The following is a 17,332-nucleotide window of genomic DNA, read 5'->3' as shown; positions in this document are numbered from 1 at the left end:
TAAAATTATTTTGATATAATTAAATTATAACTAATAATGAATGCTAAAGCTGAAACAACAATACCAATCATAAAAACAGTATAAGTTATTCTTAATAATTTATATTTACGTTCTAAAACAAGACCTAAAAAATAGAAATCTTTTGTTAAAGAATTATACAATACATCTTCATTTTCTATAAGATAATTTATTCCCCATTCAAATTCATTCAAACTCATTTTACAAAAATTACCAAAAAACAAAATATTTGCTTGTTTGTTTGTTATCATTTCTTGAGTAACCCTTACATTTGAAACCTTTGGTCGAGTTGATAAAACTGATAATACAACTGAAGCAACACTAAATACCATTAAAATAAATGTTGGTAACACTAAAAAAGCATTTGATGGACTATCTAATTTAGGGATTAAATTAGATAAGGCAATTGAAATAATAATTGCATTTACAGAGAGAAGAATATTCGCCTTTGTATCAGCAATTGCACTAAGTTGAATATGATTTTTTAGTTGAACTCTAAACAATGTTTCAACACCTCTTCCCGTTTTTACCTGTTTCCTTTTGTTAGCTTTAGATTTTATTTCATCTATTTTTTGTTGAACTCTTTTTTTATTCTCTTCTTTTTTAAACTGCCAGTTTTTCTGTGCATAATCCGTAAAAAATAAATGATCTTCAAGAAATTTTTTATTTTGTTCTAACCAATCTAACGGATCAATTTCAACTCTTTTTTTAAAACTAATTTCTTTTCTTAATTTTTCAGAAACTTCAAAATATTCTTCAAACGAAACGTGCCCAGAGTCTGCATCTTTCATTATTTTTCCCAACAGATTATTAGGTGGACTACTTATTTTGGTAACACGAATTAACTCCTTTATTTTATCAAGCTGATATCTGCTTAATCCTTTTTCTTTTAAAAATTCTAATGCAATTCTAACACTTACATCTTCATGTCCTTCCGCTTTTTCTACATAACCAACATCATGAAACCAAGCTGCTATTAAAAGTAGTAAAAGTTCATCTTCAGTACATTCTTCTTCAATTGCCAAGATTTTAACTAATTCAACTACTGACTTAGTATGCACCAGATTATGGTAATAATTTTCTGCTGGTAGCTTTTTGTTAAAAAAATCTACTATGTATAATTCAACATCATTTAAAATCATGATTTGCATTTTTTATATAAAGATAATCGATTTGTTTTTTCTAAATAAAAACAAAAATGACATATTTAACTTATGAGTTTTCTTTAAATCATTTTTATAACCTAAATCAAATTATAAATTTATTAAGGGATTGGCTTTATTGTCAGTATTTATAAAATTGATGACTACAAATTGTAACTTTCGCAAAATAGATTTCTTGTAAAAGTAAAGATGACAAGATTTTCATTTGGATAGTTTTTTAATATTCAAGAATATAAATCTTTTTATTATGGTAATCCCAAACCGTTTTGTATTCCATAAGGAATCGATAGCCAATAGTCATTAGGTTTGGCTCAGTTATTCCTGCTTTATTTTTCTGGTTTTGAGTGTCTTCCAATGGAGAAGATTCTACTCCTTTCAATGTCATCTTAATTTTCCCGTCCATAATAATATCCTTTACAGTCAATAATGCTTCACCGTTACTTTCAACACCAGAACATCTCAAATAATCTTTGCTGACTAACTGATTAAAAGAAGTGTTGTCTAATTGTAAAAAACCATTCTGACCTGTATCAAACTCGCCTAACACTTCAATGTCATGTATTTTTAATTTAACAAGTGGGATATTTTCCAATGTCCTGATATCAAAATCAATAACGGCCAAAACCTCCTCATCTGCTAAAAAATCTTTAGAAACGTTGCGTTCAAGGGAATTTTTGTAAAAGGTAATTTTCCTTTTTAGATAGTCTATCTTAAAAAGATAATCCTTAAAAAATTTGTAACCTAAAAAACCAAGAAAATCGGGAGTTATGTGTTCCTGTATAAAATTGAAGTTACCGCTACTTATCTTCTCCAGATTTTTATACGTTAAGCCATTGGTAAACAAAATATTGCTAATTGAGTCATTTAGATAAATTTTAAAAGATTGCCCGCTTCCAGTGGTGCCATTACCTTTTAATTTTTTATCTGGAAGACTTAGTAAATTATCATTTAGAAAAATAGATGCTGCGAACCCTGTATCAAACATGAATTTACCTTTTTCACCATTAACTGTTGCGGAAATGAAAGGATAAGCATTGATGAGTGTGATAGGAAACTCTACAATATCACCCTTCATTTCTGCCGTTTTTTCAAAGACCTGAGCATTTCCAATTAATGTAGAATAATAGGATATTAATGTAATTGACAAGAAAAACAAATGGCAACGTGACATAATTGAAGTTTATTAAATTTATAGATATTACTGTTAAATGCTTTTTGAACCTAATTGATGCGAAACAGGCAATAACTCTTTGGTTGCTTTGGAAATAATTATTTATAAATTGAGAAAATGAACTTTAATTTTAGTATTAACTATAAATTTCACTAACGCTGAATTATATAATCATTATTTTACAAATCAAAAAGATAGTTTTTTTATGACAAATATGATTCTACCTCTATTTCACCTGTAATCATTCTTTCAATAGGACATTTAGAACCCATTTCCAAAAGCTTTTGTTTTTGTTCTTCATTTAGGTTACCAAAAAGTGTTATTTCTTTTTTAAAAGTGACTTGTTGCGTTGAAATATTTCTTTTAAAATTAATTTTAACTTCAACCTTATCTAAATTCCACTCTTTTTTATCTGCATACATTCTTATTGTCATTGAAGTACAAGCAGCCAGAGAGGATTCTAGAAGTTCTGTTGGCGTGAATCCAAAATTCCCTCCTCCCAACTCTTCTGGTTCATCAGATATAATAATATGGTTTTTAGCCTGTATTTCGGTTTTGTATTTTTGTTTTCCAATTGTAGCTATTGTTGTTTTCATCATTCTATTAATTTATCAATATTACTTTTTTAATCGAGGTTCTGGCAATGAAACTTTTACGGTTTCATTAGGTACGTTTGGAAATCTATTATTTTTCCAATCTTCTTTAGCTTTTTCAATTAGATTCTTATCTGTTGCAACAAAATTCCATTCAATAAACCGTTCTTCGGGAAATGCTTCTCCACCAAAAACATAAATTGTTGTGTTTTCTTCCATTTCAAAGGAACAAAGTGTACTTTCTTTAGCTACCAAAATTTGCTTTTGACCAAATCTATGTCCTTCAGATTGAACAGCACCCTCCAAAATATACAAAGCACTTTCACCATAAAGAAATTCTCCTATATTGATTGTTTTTGTTACAGGGGATTTAATTTCCATAAAATATAGAGGACTATAAACAGGTACTGGAGATTTTCTATTAAAGGCTTCACCGGCAATCAATTTAAAGTGTACATTATTATCTTCCCAAGTGGGTAAATCCTTTGCATCGATGTGTGTAAAAGAGGGTTCACATTCTTCAAATTCTTTAGGTAGTGCCACCCATATCTGCAATCCGTGAAGACTTTTTTCTTGATTTCTTAAATAATCGGGTGTCCTTTCTGTATGAACAACTCCTCTTCCAGCTGTCATCCAATTAACCTCTCCAGGCTTAATTTCTACAGAAGTACCCAAACTATCTCTGTGAAATATGTTACCTTCAAATAAAAAGGTAAGTGTCGACAAACCTATGTGAGGGTGCATATCTATGTCTACATTCTCATTTTTACCCATATTTACAGGTCCCATGTGATCTATGAAAATAAATGGTCCTACCATTCTTTTTTTGCGAAAAGGAAGCAACCTACCAACCATAAAATTTCCTATGTTAGTTGCTCTTTCTTCAATTATAATTGTTGTATTTGACATTATTTTTAAATTTTAATTTGTCTAACATTTCATTGGAAATATAATTAGAATAAATGCTAAATGAATTAATCAAAGTCTCTTTCAACCCATATTTTTCAGAAGTTATAGTATACCGAATTGTAGAACCATCAGCGCTGGAATTTTCATCTTCAATTCTAAAATAAGTATCAATTTCAAATTCATTATGAAAGATTCTATATGCTACATTTCTACATTCTAAACACTTTTGCTTAAGGTTAAAATCTTCAATATACCTTGTTTTTTAGGTTATTCAAAGCTTCCATTAGATTATCATATGATTCCTTTTTTAACTATTTTAAATTACTAAAGGTCGTCATAACCTTTAAATTTTTCGCTAACTATACGCTTCCATTCGGGATGTTTTTTTATATATGCAAAAACAAACGGACAAAACGGTAGTAAAACAGCATTGTTTTCATCTAAATAATGAAGTGTTTTTTCAATAATAGCATCAGCAGCTCCTTTTCCTTTTAATGCTGGTTCAACTTCAGTATGTACAAGTGCTATTTGATTGCCAAATTGCCCATAATTAATAATCGCATATTTTTCGTCAATTACAAGTTCAAATCGTTTTCTTTCTTCATTTTTAACCAAAGGGATATTTTCAAAAATTGGTTTCATCTATCTATTTTTTAGTTTATTTAATTTAAATAACCGTACCAGCAAATATAAGCTGATACAGTTACGTTTTAGTTTTATTTCAGGAACAAGGCTTCTTTTAATACTGCCGTAGCTTGAGTCAAAGCTTCCTGCACTCCGGGAATGTGTGATAGGGGATTCAACATACCGTAGTCGTGTATCATTCCGTTATAAACAGTAATTGTAACAGGTACTCCCGCTTCATCTAGTTTGCGTCCATAAGCAATTCCTTCATCATATAGAATATCATTTTCGGCAACCTGTATCAACGCTGGGGGCAATCCTTTTAATTCTTCCAGAGAGGCATTTACTGGAGAGACATATTTTTGCTTTCGGTCTTCAGGATTGGGAATATACATATCCCACATCCACTCCATGATCGGGGTTGTCAAAAATCTGTCTTGACCGTACTTTTTGTAAGAAGGTCGACTCGTATCTGAATCCACCAAAGGCCATAGCAAAAGCTGAAAAGCTAGTTTAGGGCCCTTATTCTCTTTGGCCATAAGTGCCACTACAGTAGACATGTTTCCTCCCACACTATTTCCAGCGACGGCTAATCTAGAACCGTCGACACCTATTTCATTTCCATTTTCAGCTACCCATTTGGTGGCTGCATATCCTTGGTTGATGGCCACGGGAAATTGAGCATCTGGTGTTGGCGTATAATCTGGAAAAACTGCGACAGCTCCACTACCAACAACCAAATCCCTAACCAATCGTTTGTGAGTTGGGTAATCACCTAGTACCCATCCTCCACCATGGAAGAACATAAACACAGGTAAATTACCCTTTGTTCCTTTAGGTTTCATTATATGAATAGTGATGGTTTGACCGTCTTGAGTTATCTCTCTTTCAGATTCTTCAATATCGCTATAGTCATAGGTTACTGATTTTTGTGCATCTACTAGAACTTGACGAGCCTCTTTTGGAGTTAATTTCTCTAATGGTGGTCCATCTCCACTATTTAATGCCTCCAAAAATAAACGAGTATTTTTTGAAATGTTCGGATCTTTTTCTCCCGGAATTGATTGTGCCATTATATTAGTATTTAAATTGATTAAAATAAATAGTATAACTACTATTGATTATTTATTTTTTTCATAGTTTTTGAATTAATAGTTTAAATTGAAAATTTTTTATATAGCTTTTTTTAAAAGACCTTTTAAGTATATCTGTATTTTTGTATCATAACTTAGGTAAAATTAATATGAAAAAGCAATGATAAGTGCTTCAAAAGAGTTTTTATTATCTGCTAATTTAAGAGCAAATTGAGACATAATACTTTACTGCAAACAAAATCCGTTCTTAATAACTTCTATTTATCAAACGACTATTTTACACTAAATTTTGTTAGTCTGTTTTTTGAGCAAGAAGACGAAATTTTGTATCAATCATGCTATCAAATTATTTGTTATTAAATGTTAATTTTTTTTCAAGAGTTCTATCAGGAATAATCCAAAAAAGAGAAACTAAAACATAAATACAAACTGCTATAATCGGGCTGATAAAACTCATTGAAATTCCAAGAATAAAAAAAATTATTGTAAAATATATTTTGGATTTAGTAGCATATCCTTTGTGGATAAGAGCTTCTGACGAGTGGTTTTTCCTTAAAGAATACACTAATAATTCCCAAGCAATACTCGACATTAGAAGAACAAAACCATACAAAGCAGTTGGTATTTCTTTAAAATGATTTTCTCCCATATATCCAGTAGAAAATGGCAAAAATGAAATCCAAAATAACAAGTGTAAATTACACCATAAAATCTTCCCATTTACAGCATTTGATGCCTGCATTAAATGATGATGGTTACTCCAATAGATACCTATATACACATAACTTAAAACATAAGTTGTAAAGGTGGGTAGAAGAGGTTTCAAACTTTCTATATTATTACCTTCAGGTATTTTAAGTTCAAGAACCATTATTGTAATAATTATTGCTAGTACGCCGTCACTAAATGCTTCTAATCTATTTGTTTTCATTGCTTTTTTCTTTATAACTCAGTGCGCCAGAAGGACAAGCATTAATTTGATTTTTCAGATCTTCTACTGTTGCATTTTCTGGTTTTATCCAAGGTTTGGCTTTGGGATCATATACAGATGGTAATGTTTTCACACAAATACCTGAATGTACACACTTTAGAGGTTGCCATAAGACTTTTAAATTGTCTTTGTTATATTCCTTTAAATTTTCCATGATTTTTTCTATTTAAGATTTTAATACATCTCTGATCTCTTCATTTTTTTTAAACATTGAAGACGCAAAAGGACATAGAGGAATAATCTTAATATTTTTCTCTCTTGCCATTTCTATAATTTTATAAAGCATACCTCTTCCTACTCCTTTACCATTATATTTTGGTTCAACTTCAGTATGATCGATGATTATTAATTCTTCTCCTGCAATCGAATAAGTCATCATACCAACTAACTTATTATTCTCTTTTGCTATCGAATATCCTTTAGATTCATCCTCTTTTAATTGAATTTCTATGTTATCCATTTTTAAAATTTTAATTTTCTCTATTTTACGAAACAAAACTTTATTTTGTTTATGTCATTATATATAAGGAAGTACTGAATTCCACTTACTCATTTTTAGTTTTACAATTCTTTGTTTAGCCTCAACTTTCCTATTGTTAAAAATGCATTTTTAGCAATACTGTTTTGTTTTACATTATTATTTTAATTTTGCTATTTCGGTTTTATAACTTTCTAAGGATATTGTTCCACTTGAAAATTTTAATTCTAATCGTTGTCTTTTTTCAGTGTTGGACAAAGGTTTGTTATAAATAATGTCTAATATTTCATTTTCAACATCAATAGGTTCCGAAACATCTTTTTTTTTATAAAAAGCCTGAAAATATCGAATACCAAAAATTCTTTGAGAAGATGCATCCATATGAATTCCATCAGGATTAGCGTTTAAACCCGAAGCCGTTACAAAATTGCAATTTGGAGTATTTTTAGCCATTTTTTCCAATTCTTCATTTACAATTGAATACGATTTAAAATACTCTCCATATATACCTTTTGTTAAATAATCTCCAAGTCCACCAACAATCAACGGGATGTTAGGAACCTCAAGTTCTTCTCTTAAAGTTTGAATAATGGTTGAAAATTTTTTACCATAATTTTTAGCGTTGGTAGGTTGACAATCATTTTCGCCTTGATGCCAAAGAATACCATGTAATTCACTTGTTTTTTGAGCGAGTTTTGACTGAAAAACAGCATTTTTGAAAAGAATTCCATCTACATTCCAGTCATCTAAACTTGTTCCTCCATCTGCACATGGAATCAAACCAATTTTATTTGTTCTGTTTTTTAGTCGCCAAGCGGCTGCGAAGGAAGAGGTTAGACCAACACCCGCATTTGGACGATCGTAATTTATTGGTTCAACCATCGTTTGCCATCTTCCATTTCGTAACATTTTTATATGTTCATCATAAATAAATGGTACCTCTTTCAAAAAACCACGTCCTGCCATATTTGATTGGCCTATCATTAAAAAAGAGTTTATCATTTTTACTTATTTTTTTAAAATTGGTTGCTTTAATTTTTCAGACTTATAAAAATTCCAATATCCAAATAGCGAAATACACTATACTGTGAAAAATTGCAGGTTAATTATCAACTTCACCGAATCGCTAACAACAATACTTCCAGTTTCAGTTACCGCATTCCAAGTAAGATTGAAATCTTTTCTATTAACACTTCCTGTTATCTCAAAACCAGCTTTTGTTTTCCCATAAGGATCTATTACTATACCGTTAAAATCCACATCTAATTCAATTTCTTTTGTGATATCCCTAATGGTCAAATCTCCTATTAATGTATTTCCATCAAATGTTTTAGATTTGAATTTCAACTCAGGATACTTTTCAACATTAAAAAAATCATCTGATTTTAAATGTCTGTCTCTGTCATTGTTTTTTGTATTAATAGAATCTGTCTTTGCTACAAAACTAAACTCTGCATTAATGAAACCTTCATTATTGGTTACAACCATTACATTAAAATCCTCGAAATAACCTGTTACATTGGAAATCATCATGTGTTTAACTTTAAAGCTTATTTCTGAATGTGTCATATCAATGTTCCACTTTGTCATTTTCGTTTTATTCATTTAAATGCTAATTTTAATTTTGTTTGACTATGTTTGTCATTTTACTATAGTTTAAACTTACTTTTTATATTATTTCTAAATTCATATCACATCTATAACAACATTAGTAAACAGTTCACTGAATTATAATCTAAAAAAAAGTAAGGTTCAAATGTATTTTCCTCAATGGATATAACTACTATTCGTTAGATATCCTTCATGTTTCCTATATTTACGAACTCTAATCCACATTAGACTATAACATATTGAGATAAAAGTTACCTAAAATCTACATTGGTTTCCTTATTGGCTTACAAATACTTTATTTTTTCATAACAACTTCCTAATAATTAGGAATATTTTTTAATAAAATGGTCTCCTTTATATTGCATTTGGTCGAAAGCAATAATCTCTGTACAAAAATTCACTGACAAATACCTAGAATAGAATAATTCGCTTTGTATTCCTCCATTTTTAATGTTCAGTTATAATGATTGTTTTATTAGAGGAATAACCTTTGTACCTATTAATTCAATAGCTCTCAATAATTGTTTGTGAGATAATCCAGCAATATCCATTTGAAAGTTAAAAAGATCAATCCCACCAAGTGCCTGGCTATGTTTTATTATTTTTTCAGCAACTCTTTCAGGTCCACCCACCACTATAGCTCCTTTTGGAGATGATAAAGTATCAAAATACTCACGAGTTACTGGTGGCCATCCTCTATCTTTACCTATTTTTGTCCATTGTTCTGCATAACCTGGATAATATTCAGAAACAGCTTGTACATCTGTATCTGCAACATAACCAGGAGAATGCAGTCCAACTTTTAATTCATTAGGCGAAAAACCAGCTTTTGCACCAGCTTCTCGATATAAGTCTACTAGAGGGCGAAAGCGTTCTGTTTGACCGCCAATTACCGCTATCATGAGTGGAAGTCCTAACCTTCCTGCACGTATAAAAGATTCTGGGGTGCCACCAACCCCAAGCCAAACTGGTATTTTTTTTTGAAGAGATCGTGGATAAACCGGCTGATTGTGCAATGCTGGTCTAAACTTACCTTCCCATGTAACAAATTCTTGTTCTCGAATTTGGAGAAATAGATTGAGTTTTTCAACAAATAGTTCATCATAGTCCTTTAAATCAAACCCGAAAAGAGGAAAGGCTTCAATTGATGATCCTCTTCCAACAATCAGTTCTGCCCTTCCCTTAGATATGAGATCAAGGGTTGCAAAATTTTGATAAACCCGCACAGGATCATCAGCACTTAATACTTTAACAGCGCTTCCTAAACGAATTTGTTTAGTCCTTGCTGCGGCTGCCGCAAGTATTACATCTGGGGCAGAATCTAAAAATCCTTCCTTATGGTGTTCACCTATACCAAAAAAATGAAGACCTGACTCGTCAGCCTTTACAATACGATTTAACAATTGCTCCATAGCATCAACACTTGTAATAACGTTATTTCCATACATTGCTGTCGCAAAACTGTCTATTCCAATTTTCATTTTTCTTAATTTGATTTATATTGACCAATTACTACTTTATTAATTAATAGTGATTTTTTTAAATTATCTAAATTATTGTAAAAAATTAGGCATTGCCTACCTTACTTTTTTTTTAACTTAGTAAAAAAATCATTTTCTACTTCTCGTCATCCTAAAGACATCTATCCAATATTTTTTTATCCTTTTAATTTTTTCATAGAAGACTAATAGTTCCCTTCATATTGTAAAAATTACCATCTGGCAATGTTGCATTACTAAAAATAATTCCGTTTTCGTGATCTTCCACGTGTGTTACAGTAGCTCCTGATGATTCTTTCCAAGCAATCATGTATACTTTTGGACGAATTTCAACAGATAGGATTTCAACTCTTTCTTTGTATCCTGTTTTTTGAAGCGAGCCACCTTCAATTACCGTAAAAATCATAGAAGTATCTGTTTCAAAGAAGAGTTCCGTTTTTAAAACCCCTACATCCATTATATATTTATTACCCGTTAGCATATTTTTCATTTTTATATTTTTTTCTGATTAAAAGACGTCATTAAATTACCTCCTACTGCTTTAGAAGGGGGTGTTTCTTCTTGCACAACATCCCAATGTTCGACGATTTTCCCTTCTTTAATTCTAAAAATATCAACGACAATAACAGGTACGGTTCCCCAGCCATTTACAAGACTATGGGTAATTACAATATCATTTTCCTCTACTATGATTCCAGGTTCCCATTTAAAGTTTACATCTAAAAGAGTCAACAACTTTTTAAGACCTTCATGACCATTAGCCATTGTTGGGTTATGCTGTATATAATCTTTTTGCCAATAGCGTTCTATGGCTGAACTATCTTTTTCGTGAAATAAGTCATTCATTGCTTTTAAAACAATTTCTTTATTTTTCATTTTTTTATTATTTAATAATTAATTTTTCCATATCTACCATTATAAAAATCACGGTAAGCTTCCACTATTTCTGCATGACTATTCATTACAAAAGGACCTTCTGCGACAATGGGCTCTGTATATCTTTCCCCTCCAAACAAAATGATGTTTATTGTCTCTTGAAGCTTATTTTTTATCATAATCTCTCCAGCAATTCTATCAAATTCGATAAATTCTCCAGCTTGATACTCAATATCATTGAGTAATGCACTCTTTGTAGGCATAAATGCAGCAACCTCTATGTCTTCATCTATAAAAATGGTAAACTCTTTTTCGGTTTCAAGCTCAATATGAAATAAAAACTGCTCTGAATAATTAGGGATTGCAGCATGCAGATTTTCATAGTTACCCAAGATTACCTTTATTCTTCCTGCATGGTTAGGCAAGTCCATTTTTGGCACTTCGCTACTTTGGACTGACATATAATTCGGTCTCTCGGCTTTGTTTTTAGAAGGAAGGTTTATCCAAAATTGAAAAGCATGTGTCTGTTGGGTTCTGGCCTGCGAGTCCACATTTAAAGTTTCATCATGTATAATTCCATTCCCAGCTTTCATCCATTGAATCCCACCTGAATGTACTTTGGCATAATTACCTATACTGTCAAAATGCTCGTTTTCACCTTCCAAGATGTAACTTAAGGTAGCTATTCCCCTATGTGGATGGGCACCAGTTCCACTGTTCATTACCTCTGGATGAAATTTTGGTACGATATGATCCAAAAAAACAAATGGACCGATGGCATCAGTATATCGATTTGGCAAGACGCGATAGATTGTCAAATCTCCAATATCGGCTCTTTGCCCTTTAGTTGAAAAGCTGGTTTTCTTTTTCATTTTTAAATGTTCATTTAATCCAGAAATACATATAGTGCTTTTATTTTGCTTTCCTCAAAAACAATAATGTCCATTCCTTTTTCTGTTGGAGGTTTCCCTGCTGGACCAACTCCCCAAATTAATCTCCCAATATCATTATTGATAATTGCCGGACTCAAAATACTAAAGACAAAATCTTCCGGCATTTGCTTTAATATTCCACTAATGCTATTATTAATAGCTTCGTGTCCTTTTATTTGATGGTTGACATGAAACAATCCGCTATTCTCCAGATAAAGACTTTCAATAACTTTTATTCTGGCTGTACTATCCCGCTCGCTCCATACCTGCTTCAAATTTTTTTCCATAATTGAAGCCAATGCTGTGTTTTTCATAATTATTTTAGTGATTAAAATAACCGTTCTTAACCTCATTAAGACCGGTTATTTAGATTGCTTATTGTTATTCGGAAACAGGAGTTGCTAAAAGTTGTAATTCCCAAGCCAAGGCAATACCACTTCCACCACCATGTTCCAGAATAACTTCGGATAATTTAGTAGCTGTTTCCATACGAGCCCAATCTCTCTGCCATTCCGCAGCTACAGCCATCCAATTGATTGGTACTATACCCGCTTGAACCATACGACGAATAGCCATGTCATGTGCTTCCTTGCTTACACTACCACAGGCATCGGTAACAACAAATACATCATAGTCTTCGCTAACTGCCTGAATTGCGGGCATGGCAACGCAAACTTCTGTCCACAGACCTGCTATAATTAATTGCTTACGACCACTTTCCTTTACGATGTCCGTAACATTTGGATCCTCCCATGTATTGATAAAGGTTCTATTGATTGGTTTTTGGTCTGGAAATACATCTTGGATACTTTTAAAAATATATCCACCGCGTTCCTCAATTACCGTGGTCAGGATAGTAGGTACGTTAAAAGCTTTAGCGGCTTTTGCAAGACCTACCGTATTATTGATAATCATTGTTGGTTCATGACTATTCAAATTAGTCATTTGATAAGGTTGGTGGTCAATAAGTACAACAATACTATTTTCAGGACGTAGCAGTCCTTCAAGTCCAATTTTTGGTGTTTTGTTCATGATTAAAAATTTAAATTAATATTTTTTGTTTCTAAAATGTTTAATAAATACGCCTTTTAAGTCATATTTCGGAAAATGGATATATAAACTTACCAGATACATACGCATCGGGTGATACAACAACTTGACACGAACTATCCATGAAAGTCTCGATGTTGTTATTTTTTATATTTTGGAACTGTACCTGCACAACTCTAGGTTGATTCCATTCACCATTTGTTCCGAAATGTATGTTTCCCATAACAGTTTCAAAATGATTATTTCTACAATAATTAGAAAGTTTTTCATCTTCTAAACTGCCAGTGTTATTAATAGCTTGTTCAAGAACCTGCATTTGTGCATAGGCTAGAGGAGCCACGTAGAAGCCAAGGGCATCGATATTCTCTTTAATAGCTTCATGTTGATATTTTTCAAGCATTTCGGAAATGCCATTAAAATTCATTTTTGGTACTGGAACCCAGTATTCATAATTGACAAAACCATTTAAAAGAGGTCCAAGTTGAGTCTTTACCAAAGCACTCTGCGGACCAATCATGGCTCCACCAACCATTTTGGGGCGATATGTACTTTTTTTGATGGTTTTTACAAGACCTATAGAATCATTCAAATAAGAACACAAGAATAATATATCGGCATTTACCTCTTGAATTCCACTAATAACAGTAGAAAAATCTGTGGTGGATAAAGGGTATGTTTGCTGATGGATTACACGGAGGTCATATTTCTTGCAGTTTTCAATTGCACCAATAATTGGATTTTTAGAAAACTCGGCTTCGGCTGAAAGCAAGGCAACGGTTTTTGGTTTAGGACTTTGCGAGACAGCAAGTTCAAAAAAACCTTCAGTAAGAGCCGTATTTGGGTTTGGGCCTGTTGGAATCATTGCAAAATAATGTGGGTAACGCAGATTACCATTAACTCCTAACCCCATGAGACCAATCAAGAATTTTTCCCGTTCAATTACCACAGGCAAAGCAGCTCCAATGGTATTTGTTCCATAACCACCAATAACCAAATCAACACGCTCGTCATCCAGTAAACTTCTGTATATAGCCTCAGTTTTTAAAGGATCTCCTTGGTCATCCTTACAAATCAACTCAACTTTACGACCAAGTAGTCCACCTTTCTTATTTACTTGATCTTCCCAAATTTTATGAGTTAATCTAGCAGATCTTGTATTATCTGCTACGGGTCCTGTAAGAGATAAGCTATATCCAATTCTAATTGGAGGTGTATTCATCATTTTTTATTTTATTAATTTTTGTTCAGGTTAAGATTTAAATTTTCATTAACAAACAGTAACAAATAGTCCATTTTAATGCCATTTTTTTAAAATACTGAAAAACAACACCTTAACACTTATTGCGATTTTTTTATTGTTCTTATATTTTATAAAATTCTATTATAATAGAATTTTACATTATCTTTATAACACTTTAAATTTATTAAAATGGATAAAAATATTACTGAATTACAGATAAAAGGCAAACTAATGGACATGTTGCCTTATGAAGTTGTCTGGATAAATAAGGATGCTAATTTTATATATGTAAATGATAAGTTTAGTAGTACAGTAGGCTACTCTAAAAAAGAATGCAGCAAATTGTCAGTCTTAGATATTAATATTACTGTAACACCTGAAAGTTGGAAAAAACATTGGCAAGAAGTAATGGAAAAAGGAAATATTAAGTTTAGAGCAGTTCACAAAACAAAAAAGGGAAAATTCTACGACGTAGAAGTATATGCTCAAAAATTCTCATATAATGGAAAAAATTATTTATGTGGTATAGTCAATGAATTGACAGAGTCTATTTTTCATAAAAATTTGATTGATAACACACATTCCATTGCTAATGTAGGAGGATGGGAACTGAACTTACAAGATGGCTCTATATTAGCAACCCCTTGTGCTTTAGCTATTCTAAACACTGAAGACGTTGAAGATTTGACTCCTCCTAAGGTTATCTATAAGTTTAAAAATAGTGATAGATTAAAATTTCTTCTTGGTCAAGTTATACGGAAAGGCATTTCATTTAATGAGCTACTAGAAAGCAATGATTCTCCTTCAAAATATATAAGAGTAGTTGGTAAACCGATTTTTAAAGGGGATAAAATTTATAAAATTCAAGGTGTATATCAAGATCTTACTGAAATAAAACAGAAAGAAAATGATGTAAATCTTTATAAAAACATTATTGATAATGCCCAAGATTTAATTTATGTATATAATGACAAAGGTGATTTACTTCATTATAGTAAATCATTAATTCAAAAACTAGGTTTTAGTAAAAAGGAGTTAGATCAAATGGGAATGTTTGATTTAGACAAATCTGTTACTCAAGAATTTTATCAATCTCATTTTGCAGAACTTAGAGAAAAGGGACTACATCGATTTGAATGGTTAGTTTCTAGAAAAGACGGTACTAAATTTCCTGTTGATATAACCGCTAGTCATTTAAGATATAACGATGAGGATTATAGTTGTGCTGTAGTAAGAGATATTACAACAAAAAAAATGCGTGATTTGGAATTATATGAAGCATTAGAAGAAATCAAGAACTTAAAGGATCGTTTGGAAAATGAAAATGAATATCTACAAGAAGAAATTAGCAATAAAATCAATTTAAACAATATTATTTGCAATAGCGAAGCTTATAAAAGTGTATTGATAAAGGTCGATCAAGTGGCTTCAACCGATACTACAGTATTGATTACAGGGGAATCTGGTACAGGGAAAGAATTATTAGCCAGTGCCATTCATAGTAATAGTAAAAGAAAAAACAGACCACTAATTAAAATTAATTGTGCCACTTTACCCAAAGAACTTATTGAAAGTGAACTATTTGGACATAAAAAAGGCGCTTTTACTGGAGCAATTGCACATAAGGTAGGCAAATTCACTCTTGCAGATGGCGGAACTATTTTCCTTGATGAAATAGGAGAACTACCTGTCGAACTTCAACCTAAACTTTTAAGAGTTTTACAAGAGGGTGAATATGATGAATTAGGAGGAACCAAAACAATCAAAGTTGACGTTAGAATTATTGCCGCAACAAATAGAAACTTAAAAGAAATGATTAATGAAGGTCTATTTAGAGAAGACTTATATTATCGATTAAATGTATTTCCAATTTACAATATTCCTTTACGAGTTAGAAAAGATGATATACCAATACTTGCCCAATTTTTTTTAGAAAAATATTCAGCAAAAGCCGGAAAATCATTTAAACGTTTATCAAGTAAAACCATTGATGCGCTTTTGAATTATAATTTTCCTGGTAATATTAGGGAATTGGAAAACTTGATAGAGAGAGCAGTTATTCTGGAAAACGGCCCTACTTTGAAGCCTGGAAACTGGATTCCAGAAAGTGAAATGCTCCCTTCAACAAGTGATTTTAAATCTTTCGACGCAAAACAAAGAGATTACATTATTGAAGTTTTAGATTTCACAAATTGGCGTGTGAGTGGTCCTAATGGGGCTGCAAAAATTCTACAAATGAAAGATAAAACATTGTTTGCTAAAATGAAACGTCTTAAAATTGAGAAACAAATTGGATTGAAATTATAAGAGATAATAACTCAAGCTAAAAATCAGTTATAGTGTTGCAACATCATTATCTTTACTTACTTTTAAAATAAAACACCTTGCAAACAAAAAAGGAAAGAAGTACATTTGAGAAAATAATAAAGCAAAACGAATTCTAAATATATCCATTTAAATTAGATTAACCAAAGCTTGTTAGGTATACATAATTTGCTTGCAATTTTGCACGATATAATCTCAAAATGACAAAACAAAAAGTAGAAAAATATTTAGGAGACAAAAAGAAATTTGCTATTCGATTTTTACCCATTAAAAATGATTCAGAATTTGCGTTTTGTCATTTAGTGCTTAATGGGGAAATCATTGGCGATCAAAATGAAAGCTGTTATCTGAACACTTGGAAAAACTCACTAAAGGAAATTAAAGAAAAAATTGTAAACAGTTCAAAAAAATTATTTCACAAAGAATTTGAGAACAGAAGTGATAGAGAAATATTTGAACTAATATGGAAAGCCAATCAATGTGAACAAGATTTCAATCCAAAATATAATTATTTACCTGTATTAGAAAATGAAATTTGGAGCAATTGTAATATAGGAATTGATGAAACTACGGATGCTTATTTAATTACAATGATAGAAAATAAAGGATTGATAAAATTTATTTGGGAAGGCTGGAGAGTACCATGTCCAGTAGATAAAATAGGAAAATTAAATTCCGTTTCAATTGAAAAAAAAATTGTTATCGAAACACTAGACCATTGCATTGTAGAAATAGAAAAGAAAAAACAATAAAAAATC

The 17,332-nt window shown here is 31.4% G+C and carries 20 protein-coding genes; 2 read left to right on the top strand and 18 right to left on the bottom strand.

What is annotated here, in order from left to right; genetic code table 11:
* Positions 1-5: 5 nt before the first annotated feature.
* The 18 genes from CX675_RS15015 to CX675_RS14930 all read right to left on the bottom strand — a co-directional run bounded on the left by CX675_RS15015 (position 6) and on the right by CX675_RS14930 (position 14,231).
* Positions 6-1,160 carry a Pycsar system effector family protein gene (locus CX675_RS15015; protein WP_240723658.1) on the bottom strand — a complete coding sequence of 385 codons (1,155 nt, stop codon included), beginning with the start codon at positions 1,158-1,160 and terminating at the stop codon, positions 6-8.
* A gap of 238 nt (positions 1,161-1,398) precedes the next feature.
* Positions 1,399-2,352 (bottom strand): hypothetical protein, encoded by a 954-nt coding sequence (locus tag CX675_RS15010; protein ID WP_130736067.1) that lies wholly within the window; start codon positions 2,350-2,352, stop codon positions 1,399-1,401.
* Between the two features lie 203 nt (positions 2,353-2,555).
* Complete coding sequence (locus CX675_RS15005; protein ID WP_165396061.1) at positions 2,556-2,948, bottom strand: OsmC family protein; 393 nt, start codon at positions 2,946-2,948, stop codon at positions 2,556-2,558.
* A gap of 21 nt (positions 2,949-2,969) precedes the next feature.
* Positions 2,970-3,854, bottom strand: a complete 885-nt coding sequence (locus CX675_RS15000; protein WP_130736065.1) for a pirin family protein — start codon at positions 3,852-3,854, stop codon at positions 2,970-2,972.
* A 324-nt stretch (positions 3,855-4,178) separates the two neighbouring features.
* Complete coding sequence (locus tag CX675_RS14995; RefSeq protein WP_130736064.1) at positions 4,179-4,496, bottom strand: GNAT family N-acetyltransferase; 318 nt, start codon at positions 4,494-4,496, stop codon at positions 4,179-4,181.
* Between the two features lie 74 nt (positions 4,497-4,570).
* On the bottom strand, positions 4,571-5,551 hold the full coding sequence (locus CX675_RS14990) for an alpha/beta hydrolase (RefSeq protein ID WP_130736063.1): 981 nt from the start codon (positions 5,549-5,551) through the stop codon (positions 4,571-4,573).
* A gap of 367 nt (positions 5,552-5,918) precedes the next feature.
* Complete coding sequence (locus CX675_RS14985) at positions 5,919-6,503, bottom strand: TMEM175 family protein (RefSeq protein ID WP_130736062.1); 585 nt, start codon at positions 6,501-6,503, stop codon at positions 5,919-5,921.
* A complete protein-coding gene (locus CX675_RS14980) occupies positions 6,490-6,717 on the bottom strand; it encodes a (4Fe-4S)-binding protein (RefSeq protein WP_130736061.1) in 228 nt (75 codons plus the stop codon). Before CX675_RS14980 ends, CX675_RS14985 begins: the two co-directional genes overlap by 14 nt.
* A 12-nt stretch (positions 6,718-6,729) precedes the next feature.
* Complete coding sequence (locus tag CX675_RS14975; RefSeq protein WP_130736060.1) at positions 6,730-7,023, bottom strand: GNAT family N-acetyltransferase; 294 nt, start codon at positions 7,021-7,023, stop codon at positions 6,730-6,732.
* Between the two features lie 177 nt (positions 7,024-7,200).
* On the bottom strand, positions 7,201-8,025 hold the full coding sequence (locus CX675_RS14970; RefSeq protein ID WP_205728641.1) for a sialate O-acetylesterase: 825 nt from the start codon (positions 8,023-8,025) through the stop codon (positions 7,201-7,203).
* 96 nt (positions 8,026-8,121) lie between these two features.
* Positions 8,122-8,646: a YceI family protein gene (locus CX675_RS14965; RefSeq protein ID WP_130736058.1), complete on the bottom strand. Its 525-nt coding sequence runs from the start codon at positions 8,644-8,646 to the stop codon at positions 8,122-8,124.
* A gap of 464 nt (positions 8,647-9,110) precedes the next feature.
* Positions 9,111-10,133 carry an LLM class flavin-dependent oxidoreductase gene (locus tag CX675_RS14960; protein WP_130736057.1) on the bottom strand — a complete coding sequence of 341 codons (1,023 nt, stop codon included), beginning with the start codon at positions 10,131-10,133 and terminating at the stop codon, positions 9,111-9,113.
* 193 nt (positions 10,134-10,326) lie between these two features.
* Complete coding sequence (locus CX675_RS14955) at positions 10,327-10,641, bottom strand: hypothetical protein (protein WP_130736056.1); 315 nt, start codon at positions 10,639-10,641, stop codon at positions 10,327-10,329.
* Between the two features lie 2 nt (positions 10,642-10,643).
* Positions 10,644-11,027: a nuclear transport factor 2 family protein gene (locus tag CX675_RS14950; protein ID WP_130736055.1), complete on the bottom strand. Its 384-nt coding sequence runs from the start codon at positions 11,025-11,027 to the stop codon at positions 10,644-10,646.
* 11 nt (positions 11,028-11,038) lie between these two features.
* Positions 11,039-11,899, bottom strand: a complete 861-nt coding sequence (locus CX675_RS14945) for a pirin family protein (RefSeq protein ID WP_130736054.1) — start codon at positions 11,897-11,899, stop codon at positions 11,039-11,041.
* A gap of 14 nt (positions 11,900-11,913) precedes the next feature.
* The gene (locus tag CX675_RS14940) at positions 11,914-12,312 is read right to left on the bottom strand and encodes a hypothetical protein (RefSeq protein ID WP_130736053.1); all 399 of its coding nucleotides are present in this window, start codon (positions 12,310-12,312) and stop codon (positions 11,914-11,916) included.
* A 28-nt stretch (positions 12,313-12,340) separates the two neighbouring features.
* Positions 12,341-12,991, bottom strand: coding sequence for a hydrolase (locus CX675_RS14935; protein ID WP_130736052.1), 651 nt, complete (start codon positions 12,989-12,991; stop codon positions 12,341-12,343).
* A gap of 61 nt (positions 12,992-13,052) precedes the next feature.
* Positions 13,053-14,231 carry an amino acid ABC transporter substrate-binding protein gene (locus CX675_RS14930; protein ID WP_130736051.1) on the bottom strand — a complete coding sequence of 393 codons (1,179 nt, stop codon included), beginning with the start codon at positions 14,229-14,231 and terminating at the stop codon, positions 13,053-13,055.
* A gap of 207 nt (positions 14,232-14,438) precedes the next feature.
* Here CX675_RS14930 and CX675_RS14925 point away from each other — a divergent pair, with 207 nt between their 5' ends.
* Positions 14,439-16,556 (top strand): sigma 54-interacting transcriptional regulator, encoded by a 2,118-nt coding sequence (locus CX675_RS14925; RefSeq protein WP_130736050.1) that lies wholly within the window; start codon positions 14,439-14,441, stop codon positions 16,554-16,556.
* Between the two features lie 218 nt (positions 16,557-16,774).
* The gene (locus tag CX675_RS14920; protein WP_130736049.1) at positions 16,775-17,326 is read left to right on the top strand and encodes an Imm42 family immunity protein; all 552 of its coding nucleotides are present in this window, start codon (positions 16,775-16,777) and stop codon (positions 17,324-17,326) included.
* Positions 17,327-17,332: the final 6 nt, after the last annotated feature.

The sequence above is a fragment of the Flavobacterium sp. J27 genome, assembly GCF_004303025.1.
Lineage (GTDB): Bacteria > Bacteroidota > Bacteroidia > Flavobacteriales > Flavobacteriaceae > Flavobacterium.
This window is presented reverse-complemented; position numbering and strand designations above follow the sequence as displayed.